Origin of the sequence: Streptacidiphilus albus JL83, from assembly GCF_000744705.1 — a bacterium.
Classification (GTDB): domain Bacteria; phylum Actinomycetota; class Actinomycetes; order Streptomycetales; family Streptomycetaceae; genus Streptacidiphilus; species Streptacidiphilus albus.
Window position 1 is genome coordinate 8,670,083 of sequence record NZ_JQML01000001.1, and the last position, 19,268, is coordinate 8,689,350.

Sequence of the window (19,268 nt, forward strand, 5' to 3'; positions counted from 1 at the left end):
CGGACGACGTCTCACCGGTGAGCCTACCGTTCGCCGTCTTCCTGGTCCGCACCCCGTGGCTGGTGGTCTTCGCCGACAGGCTGCGGGTCTTCCCCACGGGGTTCGAGTTCGCTCTGCACGTCCGTCGCGAGGTACGGCCGGCCGACATCGCCCGTGGCGACGCCTGCGACTGGCAGCCCCCCTTCGCCCAGGAGCACGACAGCGAGGAGCAGTTGCGCTTCGGCGTGATCTTCCCGGACGGCCGCCGGGCCCGCGCCCAGCAGGGCTGGTCGGTGGAGTGGCGCACCCCCGAGGGGCCGAGGCCGCCGGTGGTCTCCCCGCTGGACGGAGGGGGGTCGTGGGACCGCTGGGACCAGGGCTTCTGGGTCTGGGGCCTGCCCGAGGACGGTCCGGTGACCCTCTTCTGGTCCTGGCTCGACGAGGGGCTGCCGGAGGCCCGGGTCGAGCTGGACGGGGACGCCCTGCGTGCGGCGGCCGCCGAGGCCGTGGTGTTCTGGCCGGAGCCGGAGGGCGAGTGACCGGCCGACGGGCCGGGCGGGAGTGCGCAGCCCGGCCCGTCGCAGGATGGAGCGGTTGGAGCGGAAGGAGCGGAACGAGCCGTCAGCCCAGGGTCCAGGACTGGTTGGCGTTGCCGGTGCAGTCCCAGATCTGGACCTGGGTACCGGGGGTGGTGGACCAGCCGGTGTCGTCCAGGCACTTGCCGGACTGCGGGTTGTAGAGCGCGCCGTCGGACTGCGGCTGCCAGACCTGGGCGCCGGTGCCGTTGCAGGTGTAGAGGTCGACCAGGGTGCCGTCGGCGGTGCCCCCGCCGATGACGTCCAGGCAGTCGCCGTCCGCATGGACGGTGCTGTTCGGCTCCTCGGTCCACTGCTGGCCGTCGGTGCCGTTGCAGGTGTAGACGTCGACCTTGGTGCCGTTGGTGTTGCTGTCACTGGTCAGGTCGAGGCACAGGCCCTCGTAGCCGACCAGCGGCGCGGTCACCAGGCCGGACCCGCTCGGTGCGACGTCCCAGGTGAACGAGGTGGCGGCCTGGGAGCCGTCGGCGTCCTCGGCGGTCACGGTCACCGTGCTCGCACCGGCCGTGGTCGGGGTGCCGGTGATGGCGCCGGAGGCGGAGATGGCGGTCCCGGCCGGCAGGCCGGTGGCGCTGAAGGACGGGGTCTGGCCCGAGGTGGTGTCGGTGGCCTTGACCTGGACCGAGACGGCGGAGCCGGCGATGCCCTCCTGCGGCCCGGGGGAGCTGACGGTGACCGGCTGGCCCAGCTGGGCGGCGGTCACCGCGAGCGTGCCGGTGAGCGGCAGGTGGGCGTCCGAGTCGCCGACGGAGATGCCGTAGCTGCCGGTGCTGGTGGCCCAGGCGTTGCCGGTGGCGTTCCAGTACTGGAGGTTCCGCTGGGTCAGCGGGAAGCTCACCGTCTGGCTGGCGCCGGGCTGGAGGTTGACCCGGGCGAAGCCCTGGAGCTGCTTGGGCGGCTCGCCGGAGGAGGCGGGGTCGGTGACGTAGAGCTGGGCGACGTCCGCGCCGGCCCGGCTGCCGGTGTTGGTGACGGTGGCGCTGACGGTGGCCGCGCCGCCCGCCGGCAGGGCGCTGACCTTCAGGTTGCTGAAGGCGAAGCTGGTGTAGGAGAGGCCGTAGCCGAAGGGGAAGAGGGGAGTGAGGCTGTTGGCGTCGTACCAGCGGTAGCCGACGTCCACGCCCTCCGAGTACTGGACGGTGCCGTTGGTGCCGGGCCACTGCGCGGTGGTGCTCGCCGGGACCTGGGCCAGCGAGGTCGGGAAGGTGACGGTCAGGTGGCCGGAGGGGTCGGTGTTGCCGTAGAGCAGCGAGGCGATGGCGGTGCCGTCCTCCTGGCCCGGGTACCAGGCTTCGAGGACGCCCTTGACCGAGGAGAGCCAGGGCATGGTGACCGCCGAGCCGGTGTTCAGCACCACCACGGTGTTCGGGTTGGCGGCGGCGACCGCCGAGATCAGCGAGTTCTCCGCGCCGGACAGGTCGATGCTGCTCAGGTCGCTGCCCTCGGACTCGTCGTTGCCGACGAAGACCACCGCGACCGAGGAGGACGCGGCCAGCGAGGCGGCGGAGCTGTCGGAGGAGCCGTCGTTGTAGTTGACGGTGGTTCCGCTGCCGGCCCGGGCGGTGATCCCCTGCAGCGGGGTGACCGTGCCGCTGGAGTTCACCCCGGCGCTGCCGCCGCCGGCGGTCAGCGGGCTGCTCGACGCGTCGGCGCCGATCACCGCGACGGAGCCGGTGGAGGAGGACAGCGGCAGCACGTTGCCGCTGTCCTTCAGCAGGACGGTGCCCTCCTCGGCGAGGTTGAGCGCGGCCGAGGTGTCGGCGGAGTCGGTGGCGGTCTCGGCCGGTGAACCGGTCGGGGCCTTGTCGAACAGGCCGAAGCCGAACATCTCGGTGAGCAGCTGCGAGGTCAGGGTGTTGAGCGTGGCCTGGCTCACCGCGCCCGAGGCCACCGCGCTCTGCAGCGCGGAGCCGTAGTAGCCGTCGCTGCCCGGCATGTCCTGGTTGAGGCCGGCGTTGGCGGAGGCGGCGGTGGCGTGGGTGGCGCCCCAGTCGGAGGTGACGAACCCGCCGAAGCCGAACTGCTGGCGCAGCACCGTGGACAGCAGATAGGGGTTCTGGCAGGCGGCGGTGCCGTTGACCGTGCTGTAGGAGCACATCACCGAGGAGGCCGCGCCCTGTTGGACGGCGTCCTGGAAGGCCGGCAGGTAGATCTCCTGCATGGCCTTGGTGGAGACGACGGCGTCGTCGGCGCTGGTGTTCCGGTCGGTCTCCTGGTTGTACACGGCGAAGTGCTTGACCTGGGCCATCACCCCGGTCGACTGGACGCCCCGGATGTCGGCCGCGCCGAGGGCGCCGTTGAGGTAGGGGTCCTCGCCGATCGACTCGAAGGCCCGGCCCCAGCGCGGGTCGCGGACGATGTTGATGGTCGGGCCGAGATCGACGGTGGTGCCCTTGGCCGCCTGCTCCGCGCCGATCGCCTGGCCGTAGGCCTGCTCGGCGCCGGTGTCCCAGGTCGCCGCGACGTCGACCGGCGCGGGCAGTTGGGTGACACCGGTCATCCCGTCGCCGACGCCGGCCGGGCCGTCCTCCAGGTTCATCGCGGGAATGCAGAGCGAGCCGATGGCCGGAGTGAAGCCGACGTAGCTGGAGCCGGACGCGCCGGTGAGGAGGGTGACCTCCTGCGCGGTGGACATCCTGGCGAGCAGCTGGGCGACCCGGGTGGCGACCGGAGCGGTCGAGCCGACCCAGGGGCAGGCGGGCCCGGCCGTCGCGGCCGAGGCGGCGGGTGCGGCGGCGGGCGCGGCGGCGCGGGCCGCGCCGGGCACCAGGGCGGCGGCGAGCAGGCCGACGGACAGCACCGTCGCCAACTGCCCTGCCCGGCGCCCGGGCAGGGGATGCGTTCGGGGGATCAAGGGATGCACGCGACTTCTCCGATCGGGTGGTACGGGAAGTGCAGGAGTGGGCTACAGCACTCTGCAGCCCTGGCGTGTCCTGGTCAATAACATGAACAAAATGCAGGGGAGGGGCGCAAACCGCGTTCACCTGTTGAAGTGTGATCCCCCGGATCGCCGCTGATGGACGGGGATCCGCGCCCGCCCGTGCCGAATGCGGCCGCTCCGCTTGACTTCTCTCGGGCAAGGATCCAGGTTCATGTCTGACGATGCGTCAGAAATACTTCCGGCGGCGATGGAGGACTCGACCGATGGCCAGGACCGACAACGACCAGTGCCAGGACCCGGGTCAGGACGCGCCGCTCTCCCGGCCGCTGACCCGCCGGGCGCTGCTCGGCACCGCCGCCGGAGCGGTCGCGCTGAGCGCGCTCCAGTGGACCCCGCTCGGCCGGATCCCCGCCGCCCACGCGGCCTCCACCCTCGCCGCGCCGCCGGACTTCCCGGCCGGGATCAGCCTCTACCAGCAGACCTTCCAGAACTGGTCCGAGGAGGTGACCGTCGACGGCCTGTGGACCTGCGCCCCGGCCACGGCCGCCGACGTGGTCACCCTCGCCAACTGGGCCCACGCCCAGGGCTGGACGCTGCGCCCGCTCGGCGGGGCCTACAGCTGGTCGCCGGTGGTGACAGACGCCACCACGCCCACCAATGTGGTGCTGGTCGACTGCGCCACCAGCCTCACCGCCGTCACCGTCAACGCGGGCTCCCCGGCCTCGGTCACCGCGCAGCCGGGGGTCACCATGGACTCCTTCCTGGCCACCCTGAAGAGCGCAGGCTACGGGCTCACCGCCTTCCCGGTGATGGGCTACGCCACCCTCGGCGGCGTCCTGGCCACCGGCGGGCGCGGCACCGGCGTCCCCGCCGTCGGCGAGACGCCGCCGTCCGGCCACACCTACGGCTCCCTGGGCAACCTGGTCACCAGCCTGACCGCTGTGGTCTGGGACGCCGGCAGCTCCGGCTACGTGCTGCGCACCTTCCAGCGCACCGACCCGGAGATCCAGGCGCTGATCACCAATGTCGGCCGGGTCTTCGTCACCGAGGTCACCCTGCGGGTCGGCGCCGACCAGCGGCTGCGCTGCCAGAGCTGGTTCGACGTCAGCGCGGCCGACCTCTACGCCCCGCCCGCGACCGCCGGCTCCCAGTCGCTGGCCGGCTATGTCGCCTCCTCCGGGCGGGTGGTGAGCATCTGGTTCCCGTTCACCACCTCGCCCTGGCTGCGGGTGTTCACCCCCACCCCGAAGCAGCCGTGGACCAGCCGGGCCGTCAACAGCCCCTACAACTACCCCTTCAACGACATCGTCCCGCAGAGCGTCTCCAACCTGCTGTCCGAGATCGTGGCCGGGGACACCTCGATCACCCCGACCTTCACCGCCGCGCAGATGGACGCCATCAGCGCCGGGCTGATCGCCACCGACAGCTGGGACCTGTGGGGCTGGTCCAGCGACATGCTGGTCTACGTCCGGCCGACCACCCTGCGGATCACCTCGACCTGCTGGAACGTGGTCACCAGCCGGGCCAATGTGCAGCAGGTCGTCAGCGAGTTCTTCGCCCAGTACCAGGCGCAGCTGGCCGCCTACCAGGCGCAGGGCCTCTACCCGATGAACGGTCCGCTGGAGATCCGGGTCACCGGCCTGGACGACGCCGCCGACTGCGAGGTGCCCGGAGCGCTCGGGGCCCAGCTCTCGCCGCTGCGGACCCGCCCCGACCACCCGGAGTGGGACACCGCCGTCTGGTTCGACATGACCACCGTCCCGATCACCCCGGACGCGCACACCTTCACCGGCGAGATGGAGGCCTGGATCCGGGCGACCTACACCGGGGACTACGGCGCGGTGCACGCCGAGTGGTCGAAGGAGTGGGCCAACACCCCGGCCGGAGCCTGGACCGACACGGCCGTGATCGGCACCGACATCCCCGCCTCCTACACCGAGGGCCAGGCCGCCGGCGACGGCTGGGCCGCCGCCATGGCGACCTTCGCCGCACTGGACCCGGCCGGCGTCTTCAGCAGCGACTTCCTGAACCGGGTCTTCGGCTGAGCGGCGGGAAATTCTGAGCAGTGACCCCGCCGGTTCCGCCAGACTGCGCGGATGGACGACACCCGCACGGCCCCGGAACTGGTAGCAGAGGCACTGGCGCTGGCGCGCGCCGCCGTCGAGACGGAGGACCGGGGGGAGTGCGGGGCGCTGCTGTGGCAGGCGGCCAAGGACGGGGCGGCCGCCGCGCCGCTCGGCGTCGAGCTGATCGCCTCGGACGACCCGGTCGAGCGCGCGGTCGGCTGCGAGCTGCTCGGGGACGCCAGTGACCAGAACGAGTGGCTGCGCGACGACACCGCCGGGCGACTGGTCGCGCTCGCCGGGCGCGAGACCGACGTCGACGTGCTCAACCGCCTGGCCGCGGCGATCGAGCGGACCTACGACCCGCGCGGCGTCGCGGTGCTGGTCACCCTGGCCGGACACCCCGACGCCGAACTGCGCGAACAGGTGGCCAGGTCGTTCCCCGGGCTGCTCACCGGCCGGCCGGACGGCCCGGACATCCGCGCGCTGCTCACCCTGTGCAGCGACCCGGAGGACGAGGTCCGCAACTGGGCCACCTTCACCCTGGGGTTCCAGGCCGAGGTCGACAGCTCCGCGATCCGGGCCGCGCTCATGGAGCGGACCACCGACCCCTTTCCGGAGGTGCGGGAGGAGGCGGTGGCGGGCCTCGCCCGACGGCACGATCTGCGGGCCGTCCCGCTGCTGGTGGAACTCCTCGCGGACCCGGAGGGCACGCACAGCTTCACCGTCTCGGCGGCCACGATCATGGGGGTGCCCGAGCTGCTGCCTGCCTTGGCGGCCTACGAGCGCGAGGACTCCTGGCTGCCCGAGGCCATGGCCGCCTGCGATCCGGTCCGGCGGGCCGAGGCGGACGCGGTGGCCTGGGCGCTGGTCTCCGAGCTGCACCGGCTCAGTCCCGCGCTGGACGCCGCCGTCCACATGCCGCGCTTCGACCCCGGCATCGTGCTGACGGTCGGCGGCGGTGCCGAGGTGCTGCGCTACGACGTCGGGTCGCTGCTGGCCCGGGCGGACGGCGATTCCCGGCGCGCGGTCGAACTGGTGGCCTCCGACGCGGCGGGGAGCTGAGTCCGCTCTCTTTTGAACATGTTCAACTTCATGGGTTAGGCTCCGCCGAGAACAAGGGGGAGCCTGATGAAGATCGTCATACCCGGAGGAACCGGTCAGGTCGGCACGATCCTGAACCGGGCGCTGACCGCCGCCGGACATGAGGTGGTGGTGCTCACCAGAGCGCCCCGCCGCGCGGGCGAGGTGCACTGGGACGGCGAGAGCCGGGGCGCCTGGTTCGCCGAGATCGACGGTAGCGACGCCGTCGTCAACCTGGCCGGGCGCAGCGTCAGCTGCCGCTACACCGAGGCGAACCTGGCGGAGATGATGAACTCCCGGGTGCGCTCCGCCGAGATCGTCGGCGAGGCCGTCGCCGCTGCCGCCCGGCCGCCCCGGGTCTGGCTGCAGATGAGCACGGCCACGGTCTACGCGCACCGGTTCGACGCGGCCAACGACGAGGCCACCGGGTTGATCGGCGGTGCCGAGCCGGGGGTGCCCGGCTACTGGGGCTACAGCGTGGACATCGCCAGGGCCTGGGAGCGGGCGCAGCAGCAGGCCGCTACCCCGGACACCCGCCGGGTCGCGCTGCGGGCCGCGATGGTGATGAGCCCCGACCGCGGCGGGGTCTTCGACGTCCTCCAACGGCTGGCCCGGCTCGGCCTCGGCGGACCGGTCGCGGGTGGCAGGCAGTACGTGTCCTGGATCCACGACCGGGACTTCGTCCGCGCCGTGGAGTTCCTGATCGAGCGGGAGGACATCGCCGGACCGGTCAACCTCGCGGCCCCCGAGCCGCTGCCGCAGCGGACGTTGATGCGCGAACTGCGTGCGGCCCGGGGGATCCCGGTCGGCCTGCCGGCCACCGCCTGGATGGCCGAGCTGGGCGCCTTCGCCCTGCGCTCCGACACCGAGCTGCTGTTGAAGAGCCGCCGGGTGGTCCCGGGCCGACTGCTGGACGAGGGCTTCGCCTTCCGGTACACCGGCTGGCGGCCGGCGGTCGAGGACCTGGTGGCACGCTCCCGGGGGCGGACGGAGGGCTGAAGCCGCCCGCTCCGGAGGGCCCGGGAGGGGCGGAGGGCCCGGAAGGCCCGGAAGGCCTGGAAGGCCCGGAAGGCCCGGGAGGGTCGGGACCGGCGCCGGTCCCGACCCTCCGCTGCGCGCGGCGCTGCGCGGCCGCCGGCTGCGCAGCGGCTACTTGCGCGGCAGCTGCTCCAGGATCCACTCGCACAGCTCACGGGTGATCTCGGTGTGGCCGGTGTTGGCCGACGAGGCCCGGAAGGCGTCGAGCTCGATCCGGTCGGAGAGGTTGTTGGCCGGCAGGTCGAGGTCGGCCTGGACGCCGATGTCGGCGCCGTCCACGGCCAGCGCGCTGACGGTGGGGATGAAGTTGATGCTCGGGTGCGGGGCCTCGGTCGGCTGGTTGGCGCTGTTCAGCGCGTCGGCCGCGATGCCGAAGGAGTCCAGCGTCCCGCCCGGGGCGCTGTCCAGCTCGGGGTAGTTCTGGGTGTAGACCCGGGTGGCGTTGATGATCGGCGCCTTCAGGTAGGCCACCAGCCGGTCCGGGCCGTCGCCCTGGAGGTACAGCTCGGTGGTCTTGTAGATCCCGCCGGTCACCCGCAGCGCGACCTCGCCGGGCGGGAAGCCGTTGCCCTCACCGTCGCCGCGCCCGTTGGCGACGCCGATCTTGTACGGGCGCAGCGGCCACCAGCCGACCAGCTCCAGCTGCCGGAGGAACTCCCGCCGGTCCGGGTGCTCGGCCGGCGCCTGGTAGGGGCCGTTCTTCTGGCGCCAGAGCATCTGCCGGGCAGCCGGGCTCTTGATCAGCTGGACCAGGTTGCCGTTGGCGATCTCCACGTAGTAGGCGAAGGACTGGAGGCTGATCGGGATCCAGGCGCCCCGGTGCGGGGCGTCGTAGGAGATGTAGTGCGAGGTCTCGTGGTCGACGCCGTCGGACTCCAGCTTGGCCAGTGCGTAGCGGGTGACGATGCCGCCCATGCTGAAGCCGCCGACCACCAGCGGGGTGGAGCCCTCGCGCTCCTGGATGGCCCGCATGATGCACTCGGTCACCACCCTGGTGTTGTCCAGGATCGAGGCGGAACGGTCGCGGTAGCCGACGATGATGACGTCGAAGCCGCGCTGCTGGAGCTGGCTGATCAGGGCGTACTGGCCGAAGTTCAGGCCCTGGTAGAGCTCGACCCGGTCGCTCTCGCCGAGCGAGAAGCCGTCGGAGAGGATGATCGGGCGCCGGAGCGTGCCGTTGATCGCGCCGTCGGAGTAGTAGATCCAGCCCCACCCCCGGTCGCCGTCGAGGTTCCAGGTCTTCCCGGCCGGGGGCACTTCCGGCTGGTCGCCCACCGCGACCCGCTGGATCTGGCCGAACGGGGATACCGCAAATCCAGACATTCGTGATGTTCCTTCCCGAAGGTCTCACGTGCTTGCCTGGAATCGACCGTAGTCAGTTGGCGACGCATAGCAATCGAATGAATGCGAACAGTTGCGGTAAGGCTGGAAACGGCTGCGCCGGAGCCGCCCGCTCGCGGCGGCGCCGCGGTGCCGCTCGTGCCGGCTCCGACCGTGCCAACTGGGCTTATGCCAGCTGCATGTGCGGGACCGGCCACGGCGGAGGGCGGACGCCGGGGTGTGCGGGGCGGCGCCGACCGCCGGGAGCGCGGAGGGCCGGTCCGCGCCCGGCGGCGGCCCCGGCGCAGGTGAAGGGGTGCGTACACGGAGCAGGTCGCCCCGGAGCGGCTCGTCGGGATACGGCCAATCTACCGGGAGGCCGCTGCGGAGCCGTCAGTTTCTGCGCTAGGTTCGGTCTTTGGGGCAGCGCGGCGCGACGGTTCGGAACGCGGCGAGCGACGACGGGGAGGACGTCACTTGGCGATGCGGGCGCCGGACGTGGTGGCCGGGAAGGCCAGGCGCAGCAGCGCCGCGTCCGTGGGGCGGAGCCAGAAGACCTGCTTGGCGCTGCCCGACTTGAGCAGCACCGGTTCGCGGTAGCCGAAGCGCAGCGCCACCGGGTTGGTCACCGTGTCGCCGGCGGCGTCGCGGACCTGGTACGGGCCGTGGATCGGCAGGATCTCCATCCGGGAGCGGGTTCCGGTCCGGGAGACGTCGATCCGGCCGTCCGCGCCGGGCGTCAGCACCAGCGAGCAGAGCTGACCGCCCTGCTCCACCTTGCGGTAGGCGCGGACGAACACCGACCGCCCCTGGGCCAGCTCGGCGAGGTCGCCCTCGGGGGTGGCCGGCCGTCCGACCTTCGCCGCGACGACCAGCCGCTGGAGCGGCCCCTGGCGCTGCCCGGCGGACAGCTGCGCGCCGTTCAGCCCGGGCAGCAGGCGCGCCGGGAGCGCGGCCTTGATCAGCAGGTTGAGCAGCACCCCGACCGCCGTGCCGAGCAGGAACCCGACCGGCGTCTGGCTGACGGTGACCCCGCCCGCGATGCACACCACGGTGCAGGCGATGACGATGAGCTGAAATATCAAACCTTGCTTGCGCATCGCGCCCGCTCCTGATTCCGCCGAGGCTTTGGACCGCCCGTGGCGGATGGAAAGCGAATTCTAACGATCACCCGCGCCGACGGGAAGGGGCGTCCCTGCCCGGACCGGGCGTGGGTGCCCGGGTCGAGCGTACACAGGGGAGCGGAAAACCGGGGCGTACGGTAGGGGCCGCACCGGAGTCCCGACGCGCCCGCGTCCGGCCCGTCCGCAGCCCCGAGAGGAAGCAGCACGCACATGGGTGAGCCCAGCACCGCCGTCGGCACCGACCCGGCCGAGGAGACGGTGCTGCTGCACCGCGACGGACACGTGGGCCGGATCGTCCTGAACCGGCCCCGGGCGCTCAACGCGCTCGACCTCGGCATGGTCCGGGGCATCGACCGCGCCCTGGACGCCTGGGAGCACGACCCGGCGGTCCGCGCCGTGGTCATCAGCGGCGCGGGGGAGCGCGGGCTGTGCGCCGGCGGCGACGTCCGGGCCATCCGGGCGGACGTACTGGCCGGCGGCGGAGCGGCCAGCCGCACCTTCTGGCGCGAGGAGTACCGCCTCAACGCCCGGATCGCCCGGTTCGGACGCGAGGCGAAGCCGTATGTGGCACTGATGGACGGCATCGTCATGGGCGGCGGCGTCGGCATCTCCGCCCACGGCAGCGTGCGGGTGGTCACCGAGCGCTCGGCCGTGGCCATGCCGGAGACCACCATCGGCTTCGTCCCCGACGTCGGCGGGACCTACCTGCTCTCCCGCGCGCCGGGCGAACTCGGCACCCACCTCGCCCTCACCGCCGCTCCGGTCGGCGCGGCCGACGCGATCCTCTGCGGCCTGGCCGACGCCTTCGTCCCGGCCGAGGACCTGCCCGGACTCGCCGCCGCGCTGGCCGCGACGGAGGCCGCCGAGGCGGTGCGCGACCGCAGCGCGACCGCGCCGGAGGGCAGGCTGGCCGAGCAGCGCGAGTGGATCGACGGCTGCTACGCCGCCGACACGGTCGAGGAGATCGTCGAGCGGCTGCTCGCCAGCGGCGTCCAGGAGGCGAAGGAGGCGGCCGAGACCATCGCCGGAAAGTCGCCGACCTCGCTGAAGGTCACCCTCGCGGCGCTGCGCCGGGCCCGGGAGCTGCCGACGCTGGCGGCGGTGCTGGAGCAGGAGTTCCGGGTCTCCTGCGCGATGCTGGCCGGTCCCGACCTGGTCGAGGGCGTCCGCGCGCAGGTGGTGGACAAGGACCGGACGCCGCGCTGGTCGCCCTCGGCCCTGGCCGAGGTGGGCGCGGCCGAGGTGGAGCGGCACTTCGCGCCGACGGACCGTCGGCCGCTGTTCGGCTGACGGCCCGTCGGCGTCGCTGCGTGGGGATCAGGGCAGCTTCCACTGCTGGTTGGCGTTGCCGCTGCAGTCCCAGATCTGGAGCTGGGTGCCGGGGGTGGTGGACCAGTTGGTGTCGTCCAGGCACTTGCCGGAGTTGGGGTTGAGCAGGGCGCCGTCGGACTGGGGGACCCAGACCTGGGCGCCGGTGCCGTTGCAGTCGTAGAGGTCGACGGTGGTGCCGTCGGTGGTGCCGGCCGCGTCGACGTCCAGGCACTTGCCGAGGACCTGGAGGGTGTTGCCGGAGGCGACCGTCCACTGCTGGGCGGCGGTGCCGTTGCAGGTGTAGACCTGCACCGGGTTGAAGTCGGCGGTGGAGGCGGAGCGGTCGTCCACGCACAGCCCCTCGTAGCCGGTGATCGGCCCGGTGGTCGAACCGCCGCCGGAGCTGCCGCCGGTGATCTGGTTGAAGATCTTCGAGTAGGCGTAGCCGACCGGCTTGTCGTAGCCGTCCACCTCCCAGAAGGACAGCTCGGCGACGCCGTCGGCGGCGGCGAAGCTCTCCAGGGTGGAGGCGTTGGCCTGGGAGAAGACCTCGTTGTCGTCGTTCTGTCCGGCTATCGGGGTGAGCCCCATCCGGCCGTAGGCGGCGGAGGCGGAGATGCCGTAGAGGCTCTCCAACTGCCCGGCCGTGTCCTGGGCGGCGGACTCGGCGTCGGCCAGCGCGTTCTGGCCGTTGCCGAAGTCCATCGTCATCAGGTTCACCACGGTGACCTTGACGCCCTGGTTCTGGGCGTCCTGGAGCACCCCGAGCTCCTCGGAGGGCAGCCCGTTGGGCGCGACGGCCAGGGTGTAGTCCACCTGGACCGCCGGGTCCTCCGCCTGGAGCGCCGCGAGTGCCTGGTCGCGGCGGGTGTTGGAGGCCGAGTCGCCGAGGACGCCGCCCTCGATGTCGAAGTCCAGCCGGGTGACGCCGTAGGTGTTGACCACGTTCAGGTAGGCGGCGGTCAGCGCGGAGACCGAGGTGCAGGTCTGCGCCAGCTCGCCGCCGTCGGCGCCGCCGAAGGAGATGATGACATTGCCGCCGGCCGCCTGCAGCGCGCTGATCTGCGAGGAGAAGGCGCCGACCCCCGAGCCGTCGTCCTCCCACTCCGGGGTACAGCCGGACTGCGGGATCAGGAAGGCGAGGGTGTAGTCCTTGAGGCCGGTGGCGCTCATGTCCGCCGCCAGGTCCCCGGCGTCGCTGCCGGAGATCTGCAGGTAGGGCGCGGCGTAGTGGGCCGGGAACGCGGCGCCGGCCGCGTGGGCGGCGGTCGCGGTCCCGCCGAGGGAGAGGGCGAGGGCGGCCGCGGGGAGAAGTACGGCGGTCAGTGGCCGCTTCCAGCGTGGGGTGTGCTGCATGGCTGTCCTCCTGAAGGGGCGTCAGCGCCCGGTGGGGGTCGTTCAGGGGGTGTGTCGGCTGTGCCGGCCGCCGTTCGGCGGCGGATCGGGCGGCGGGTGGCGCCGTCCCACCCGCGACGGGGTGGACGCGGGGCGGGACGGCGCGGTTCCGGAGCGGAGCCGGCGCAGGTCACCGCCGTTGGGGTACGGCGGTGACGCGCCGGGCTGCCACCCGGCCTCGGGGATGCCCGGAGGTGCACGGTGGGCATCGTGAAGTCGTGGCTGTGTTCAAGAAGTTGAGCCCTACCTGGCTCCGGCACCCGCCTTTCTTCAAGACGTGATTGAAGTCCAAGTCCATGGGCACGTCAAGGGTCTGGACCAATGTTCGGAGTGCGGGCCTCCGGCGGCCCCGGCGGCCCGCGCTCCGTCAGGCCGGCGCCGGGGCCCAGAGCTCGGTGCTGCGCGCGGCGACCAGGCCGGCGATCCGGGCGAGCAGCTCGTCGGCCGGTAGCGGCTCCGGTCGGCGGCCGTCGCGCAGCCGCAGCGCGACGGTTCCGGCGGCGGCCTCCCTGGCGCCGATCACCGCCTGGTAGGGCGCCAGCCTGGCCTCCCGGATCCGTGCGCCCAGGGTGCCGCGCTCCGGTCCGCCCAGCTCCGCCCGCAGCCCGGCCCGGACGCAGCGGTCCACCAGCGCCTCGGCCTGCGGGAGTTCGTCCTCGGAGACCGGCAGCACGGCCAGCTGGGTCGGGGCCAGCCAGGCCGGGAAGGCGCCGCCGTGCTGCTCGATGAGGTGGGCGACGGCCCGCTCGACGCTGCCGATGATGCTGCGGTGGACCATCACCGGCCGGTGCTTGGCGCCGTCGGCCCCGATGTAGTGCAGGTCGAACTGCTCGGGCTGGTGGAAGTCGACCTGGACGGTCGACAGGGTCGACTCCCGTCCGCCGTGGTCGGTGACCTGGACGTCGATCTTGGGGCCGTAGAAGGCGGCCTCGCCCTCGGCCGCCTCGTAGGGCAGGCCGGAGCTGTCGAGCACCTCGGTCAGCAGGGCGGTCGAGCGCCGCCACAGCTCCGGGGCGGCGACGTACTTGCCGCCCGCTCCCGGCAGCGAGAGCCGGTAGCGGGTCGGCTCGATGCCGAGCGCCCGGTAGGCGCGCCCGATCAGCTCCAGGGCGGCCCCGGCCTCCGCCGCGACCTGGTCCAGGGTGCAGAAGATGTGCGCGTCGTTCAGTTGGATGGCCCGCACCCTGGTCAGCCCGCCCAGCACGCCGGAGAGTTCGGACCGGTACATGCCGCCCAGCTCGGCCATCCGCAGCGGCAGCTCGCGGTAGCTGTGGGCACGGGAGCGGTAGATCACCGCGTGGTGCGGGCAGAGGCTCGGCCGCAGGACGACCTGCTCGCCGCCCAGGTCCATCGGCGGGAACATGTCCTCGCTGTAGTGCGACCAGTGCCCGGAGATCTCGTAGAGCTCGCGCTTCCCGATGACCGGCGAGTAGACGTGCCGGTAGCCGGCCAGCCGCTCCACCTCGCGGATGTACTCCTCAAGGGTGTGCCGGACGACGGCGCCGTCCGGCAGCCAGTACGGCAGTCCGGCGCCGATCAGCGGGTCGGTGTCGAACAGGTTCAGCTCGCGTCCGAGTCTGCGGTGGTCGGGCATCGGGGTCTCCTCGCGGTCGTGGACGAGTGACCGCAAGCAGAAGCCCCGGGGCACTCGCCCCGGGGCTTCTGGCTAGGACATCGCTCAGCGCGCCGGGACACTCTCCGGCGTCGTCGTCATGCCGGCGCGCTTCATGGCGCAGACCGTAGCAGGGACCGCGTGCGGCCCGCACGCCCTTATTCCGCCCGGGCCGGGGCAGGCCGGCCGACCCGGGACGGGTGGGGCGGCGGGCGGGAAGCGGTGCGGGGAATCCGAATTTCCGCGCACCGCCCATCGCGTTCAGTGGCCCCGGAATTTCCTGCGGAAATTCTGTTCCTCGCTGCGCACCAGGGCCGGGGAGAGAAGTCCTGGGGGCGGCGGGAGAATTCCGTGGGAAATGGCGTCGGCAATCAGCACTGGATCCAGACGCTCTGCCAGCCGTACGGGGTGTCCTGCTGGGCGTCACCGGTGAACCGGAACGCCGCGACCCCCGACGCGTCGGGGTTGTTGTAGGCGTCGGCGGTCTGGCCGGTGTACTGGAAGACGTAGGAGCCGTTGTACCCGTGCGGAATGCGGTTGTAGCCGCAGGCGCTGAGGTCGATGGCCTGGCCGCTGTAGCCGGGACCGGGGTAGGCGATGAAGTCGCTGGCGAAGGCAGCCGCCTGCGAACCCATGACCACGGCGGCGGCGATCGCCCCGACGGCGAGCAGTCTCCGGTGCCCGAACATACGCATGGAGTCGTCCTTTCGTCATGCCGTCGGTATTCGCCTGAACAAGGATTCCCGAGCGGCCGTGAATTCGGTTCATTTGATCCGACGTGCACAGCCTATCCAGGCGGGAACAGTGCCCGGTTCCGCCCGGCGAAATATCACTCCATTGAGTGACGAAACCTCCGGCGCGATCGTCATGTCCTATCGGCGGGTGATCGGACGGAATTGAGTCAGTGCTGCGGGGCGATCGGGCCGGCGGCCGGCGGCGCCCCGGGCGCGGGCGCCGCCGGCGGCTGCGGGGTCGGCGGCTGCGGGGCCGGCGCGGAGCCGGGGTCGGGGAGGATCGCCGCATTGAGCACGGCCGTGTTGGGCAGCAGGACCGTGCCCTCGGCGGTGCGGAGCTCGACGAAGAGCAGGGTCATGTCGACCACGTTGCCGGAGATCCGGCCGCCCAGGGCGCCGGCCTGGACGGCGACGTCCTGGCCGACGTGGAACGGTCGCGCGGTGAGCAGCACCAGCCCCGCGAAGATGTTGCCCAGCACGGGCTGGGCGGCGATCCCCACGATCACTCCGGTGAGCGCGCCGCCCAGGATCAGCCGGCTCCAGGGCACGTGCAGCAGGCTGAGCGCGCCCAGCACCACCATCGCGTAGCCGGTGAGCAGGCACAGGACCCGCAGCGTGGTGACCCGGGTGTCGCCGAAGCGGCTGGGGACCAGCGAGACCAGGTCGTCCGTCGCCCCGCGCACCGCGATCAGCGCGAAGACCAGGAAGACCAGCGCGCTGCCGGCCGCGATCGCCCGGTCCGCGACCCGGTGGTGGCTGGCGGAGCCGCCGAGCAGCCCGCCGTAGTAGGTCGACACGAACAGCCCGGCCAGCGCCAGCGTCGTGGTCACCACCGCCTTGCGGGTACGGATGCGGCGGCGTGCGCCGACCGGCGCGGGCGCGGGTCGGTCCGGGGCGTGCTCCTCATTGCTGTCCACGCCCGCATCCTTCCAGCCCCGGCTGTGCGGTGTCGGCACCGGCGGCCGGTTCCGGTGCGGCGGCGGATCCCTGCGGACCCTCTCGCGGTCCGGGGCCCGGGCTGGTAGGACGGGGGCCATGAGTGACCACCGCGCCGCCACCGCCCGCTCGACCGCCCGCGGCACCGCCACCGCCCGTACCCGCTACGACGCGGTGGTCGTCGGCGGCGGGCACAACGGACTCGTCGCCGCCGCCTACCTGGCCCGGGCCGGACGCAGCGTGCTGCTGCTGGAACGGCTCGGGCACACCGGCGGCGCGGCCGTCTCCACCCGGGCGTTCACCGGCGTGGACGCCCGGCTGTCGCGCTACTCCTACCTGGTCAGCCTGCTGCCCCGGAAGATCATGGCCGAGCTGGGGCTCGGGGTGGAGCTGCGCCGCCGCCGGATCTCCTCCTACACCCCCACCCAGCGTGACGGTCGGCCGACCGGACTGCTGGTCGACAACGGCGACGGGGCGGCCACCGCCGCCGCCTTCCGTCGGCTCACCGGCTCGGACCGCGAGTTCGACGCCTGGCGGGAGTTCTACGGGCGCACCGCCCGCGTGGCCGGGGCGGTCTTCCCGACCCTGACCGAGCCGCTGCCCACCCGGGCCGAGCTGCGTCGACGGGTCGCCGACGACGCGGCCTGGGAGGCCCTGTTCGAGCGTCCGCTCGGCGAGGCGGTCGAGGCGGCCTTCGCCGACGACCTGGTCCGGGGCGTGGTCCTCACCGACGCCCTGATCGGGACCTTCACCCACGCCCACGACCCCTCGCTGCGCCAGAACCGCTGCTTCCTCTACCACGTCATCGGCAACGGCACCGGTGACTGGGACGTCCCGGTGGGCGGCATGGGCGCGCTCACCGACGCCCTGGCCGCCACCGCGCGGGCGGCGGGCGTCGAGATCCTGACGGAGTGCGAGGTGACGTCCATCCAGTCGGACGGGACCCGTGCCGAAGTGCTCTTCCAGGGGCCGGGTGGGAGGGAGCAGACCGTCGGCGCCGACCAGGTCCTGTGCAATGCCGCGCCGACCACCCTGGCCGCGCTACTCGGTGACGAACCGTCAGGACCGGCGCCGGAGGGCTCGCAGCTCAAGGTGAACATGCTGCTCACCCGGCTGCCCCGGCTCCGCGACCGCGCGGTCGACCCGCGTTCCGCCTTCGCCGGGACCTTCCACATCGCCGAGTCCTACCGGGAGTTGGAGACCGCGTACCGGGAGGCAGCGAGCGGCTCGGTGCCCCCGGTCGCGCCCTCGGAGATCTACTGCCACTCGCTCACCGACCCGTCCATCCTCGGCCCGGAGCTGCGTGAGCAGGGCTACCAGACCCTCACCCTCTTCGGACTGCACCTGCCTGCCCGGCTGTTCGCCGGCCCGGACCACGACGCGGTGCGGGCCGCGGCACTCGCCGCCGTCGTCGCCGGACTCGACGGCGTCCTGGCCGAGCCGTTGGTGGACTGCCTGGCGCTGGACGCCGACGGCCGGCCCTGCATCGAGGCCCGCAGCCCGCTCGACCTGGAACGCGATCTGGGCCTGCCCGGCGGCAACATCTTCCACCGCGACCTGGCCTTCCCCTTCGCGGCGGCGGAGGAGGAGGCAGCAGGCCCGGGCGCGCGCTGGGGCGTGGCCACCAGCCGCGCCAACGTCCTGCTCTGCGGCGCGGGAGCGGTGCGCGGCGGCGGCGTCAGCGGCATCCCCGGACACAACGCCGCGATGGCGGCGCTCGGCCGGTGAGGCGCCGGAGCGCCCGGCCGGTGGCGGCGCGGCCGTCGACGGGCCCGGCCCGCGCCCGGGCCGGGTCAGGACCAGCGCGGCAGGTCGCTGCCCCAACGGGTGGGCGTCCGGCGCCAGTCGGCGGGCGCCCCGGCGTAGTGGACCGGCGGCAGGGCGTACCGGAGCTTCCCGTACGGCGAGTCGGCCTCGGTCAGCCAGGGCTCCGGATCGTACGGGACGGCGGTGGACCCGGTCGGCGCCGGCCGGATCCCGTGCAGCAGCCAGGAGGCCGTGGCCGCCAGTGACAGGCCCAGCAGCCTGCCGCCGCCCTCGACCTGCCGCTCCGTCAGGGATCGCAGCACGGCGGCGGCGAGCAGGTAGCCGGTCCCGTGGTCCAGCGCCTGGGCCGGCAGGACGCCGGGACGGCCGTCCTCCCCGCCCTCGACGACGGCGATGCCGGTCGCGGCCTGGACCAGGCTGTCGAAGCCGCGCCGTCCGGCCCAGGGGCCGGCCGGGTCCCAGGCCTGCAGCTGGGCCACGACCAGCCCCGGCCGACGCGCCAACAGGGCGTCCGGGGCCAGTCCGTAGTGGTCGAGCGACCCCGGCCGGTAGCCGGTGACGACCACGTCGGCCGAGTCCAGCAGCTCCTCGAAGGTCCGGCGGTCCGCGGCCTCGGCGAGGTCGAGCAGGGTCGAGCGCTTGCCCATGCCGGTGTCGGCGTGGGCGTCCGGGTCCTCCGGCAGCCTCGGCGAGTCCACCCGCAGGACGTCCGCCCCCAGCTGGGCGAGGGTACGGGTGGCGACCGGCCCGGCGATCACCCGGGTCAGGTCCAGCACCCGGACGCCCTCGGCCGGGAGCGTCGCGGCGGGCAGCACCCGTGGCGCGGCGGCGCCGACCACGGTGCGCTCCAGCAGCGGGCGGACCGGGGCGGCGGTCTCCCGCGCGAGCGCGACGGCCAGGCCGCCCGCCGCGCAGACCGCCTCCTGTACCCACAGGGCCGGGCGGGCGGCCAACTCCTCGGCGAGGAGCGGCCGCAGGGCCCGGTCGTCGCCGGTGTCGGCGATTCCCAGGGCGCGGAGCAGCCGGGCGCGGTGGTGCGGGTAGTTGGCGTGGGTGCGGACCCAGCCGTCGGCGGTGGGCCAGAACCCGGACAGCGGTGCGAAGCCGGTCGGGGCCCGGTCGTCGATCCGCAGGTGCCGCTCGCTCACGAAGGCCGTGGCCACGGCCCCTTCGTCGACCGTCACCGCCGGGACCGGGACGCCGTTGCGCCGGGCCAGCAGTTCGGCGGCCGCGAGCGAGCAGACGCCCACGGTGGCCCGCGCCAGCTCCCGTACCGGCAGCCGGGCCGGGAGCACGCCCGCGACCGCCCGGTAGGAGAGGCTCCGGAGCAGGTCCTCCCGGCCCCCGAGGGCCGCCCAGGCGTCGCTGGTCGCCTTGTCGTCAGTCCACGTCATGACACCATTCTGGGCCCGGACCCGGGGAGTCCGGC

General features: G+C 73.3%; 14 protein-coding genes. 6 read left to right on the forward strand and 8 right to left on the reverse strand.

Annotated elements, in window-relative coordinates:
* Positions 1-17 precede the first annotated feature (17 nt).
* Positions 18-518 carry a hypothetical protein gene (locus BS75_RS45235; RefSeq protein ID WP_052070197.1) on the forward strand — a complete coding sequence of 167 codons (501 nt, stop codon included), beginning with the start codon at positions 18-20 and terminating at the stop codon, positions 516-518.
* An 82-nt stretch (positions 519-600) separates the two neighbouring features.
* On the opposite strand, the gene BS75_RS37725 is transcribed toward BS75_RS45235, so the two are convergent.
* Complete coding sequence (locus BS75_RS37725; protein WP_197091998.1) at positions 601-3,429, reverse strand: glycoside hydrolase family 3 C-terminal domain-containing protein; 2,829 nt, start codon at positions 3,427-3,429, stop codon at positions 601-603.
* Between the two features lie 290 nt (positions 3,430-3,719).
* Here BS75_RS37725 and BS75_RS37730 point away from each other — a divergent pair, with 290 nt between their 5' ends.
* The 3 genes from BS75_RS37730 to BS75_RS37740 all read left to right on the forward strand — a co-directional run bounded on the left by BS75_RS37730 (position 3,720) and on the right by BS75_RS37740 (position 7,601).
* Positions 3,720-5,501: a cholesterol oxidase substrate-binding domain-containing protein gene (locus BS75_RS37730; RefSeq protein ID WP_081983016.1), complete on the forward strand. Its 1,782-nt coding sequence runs from the start codon at positions 3,720-3,722 to the stop codon at positions 5,499-5,501.
* Between the two features lie 51 nt (positions 5,502-5,552).
* Positions 5,553-6,584, forward strand: a complete 1,032-nt coding sequence (locus BS75_RS37735; RefSeq protein ID WP_034091444.1) for a HEAT repeat domain-containing protein — start codon at positions 5,553-5,555, stop codon at positions 6,582-6,584.
* Positions 6,585-6,650: 66 nt separating this feature from the next.
* The gene (locus BS75_RS37740; protein WP_034091445.1) at positions 6,651-7,601 is read left to right on the forward strand and encodes a TIGR01777 family oxidoreductase; all 951 of its coding nucleotides are present in this window, start codon (positions 6,651-6,653) and stop codon (positions 7,599-7,601) included.
* Between the two features lie 150 nt (positions 7,602-7,751).
* Here BS75_RS37740 and BS75_RS37745 read toward each other — a convergent pair whose 3' ends face one another.
* Both BS75_RS37745 and BS75_RS37750 read right to left on the reverse strand, forming a co-directional pair.
* Entirely contained in the window at positions 7,752-8,963 is a 1,212-nt protein-coding gene (locus BS75_RS37745) for an esterase/lipase family protein (protein WP_034091446.1), read from the reverse strand.
* A gap of 470 nt (positions 8,964-9,433) precedes the next feature.
* Complete coding sequence (locus BS75_RS37750) at positions 9,434-10,060, reverse strand: hypothetical protein (protein ID WP_034091447.1); 627 nt, start codon at positions 10,058-10,060, stop codon at positions 9,434-9,436.
* A gap of 234 nt (positions 10,061-10,294) precedes the next feature.
* Between BS75_RS37750 and BS75_RS37755 the strand changes: the two genes are divergently transcribed.
* On the forward strand, positions 10,295-11,374 hold the full coding sequence (locus BS75_RS37755; RefSeq protein WP_042440883.1) for an enoyl-CoA hydratase/isomerase family protein: 1,080 nt from the start codon (positions 10,295-10,297) through the stop codon (positions 11,372-11,374).
* 27 nt (positions 11,375-11,401) lie between these two features.
* Here the strand turns inward: BS75_RS37755 and BS75_RS37760 are convergent, their stop codons facing one another.
* The 4 genes from BS75_RS37760 to BS75_RS45240 all read right to left on the reverse strand — a co-directional run bounded on the left by BS75_RS37760 (position 11,402) and on the right by BS75_RS45240 (position 16,053).
* Positions 11,402-12,751: a ricin-type beta-trefoil lectin domain protein gene (locus BS75_RS37760; protein ID WP_042440881.1), complete on the reverse strand. Its 1,350-nt coding sequence runs from the start codon at positions 12,749-12,751 to the stop codon at positions 11,402-11,404.
* 406 nt (positions 12,752-13,157) lie between these two features.
* Complete coding sequence (gene thrS / locus BS75_RS37765) at positions 13,158-14,420, reverse strand: threonine--tRNA ligase (RefSeq protein WP_081983462.1); 1,263 nt, start codon at positions 14,418-14,420, stop codon at positions 13,158-13,160.
* A gap of 353 nt (positions 14,421-14,773) precedes the next feature.
* Positions 14,774-15,097, reverse strand: coding sequence for a MiAMP1 family antimicrobial peptide (locus tag BS75_RS37770; RefSeq protein ID WP_081983017.1), 324 nt, complete (start codon positions 15,095-15,097; stop codon positions 14,774-14,776).
* Positions 15,098-15,303: 206 nt separating this feature from the next.
* On the reverse strand, positions 15,304-16,053 hold the full coding sequence (locus BS75_RS45240) for a mechanosensitive ion channel family protein (protein WP_052070199.1): 750 nt from the start codon (positions 16,051-16,053) through the stop codon (positions 15,304-15,306).
* Between the two features lie 118 nt (positions 16,054-16,171).
* Here BS75_RS45240 and BS75_RS37780 point away from each other — a divergent pair, with 118 nt between their 5' ends.
* Positions 16,172-17,800 carry a phytoene desaturase family protein gene (locus tag BS75_RS37780; RefSeq protein ID WP_042440829.1) on the forward strand — a complete coding sequence of 543 codons (1,629 nt, stop codon included), beginning with the start codon at positions 16,172-16,174 and terminating at the stop codon, positions 17,798-17,800.
* 65 nt (positions 17,801-17,865) lie between these two features.
* On the opposite strand, the gene BS75_RS37785 is transcribed toward BS75_RS37780, so the two are convergent.
* On the reverse strand, positions 17,866-19,233 hold the full coding sequence (locus BS75_RS37785; RefSeq protein ID WP_081983019.1) for a CoA transferase: 1,368 nt from the start codon (positions 19,231-19,233) through the stop codon (positions 17,866-17,868).
* Between the last annotated feature and the right edge of the window lie 35 nt (positions 19,234-19,268).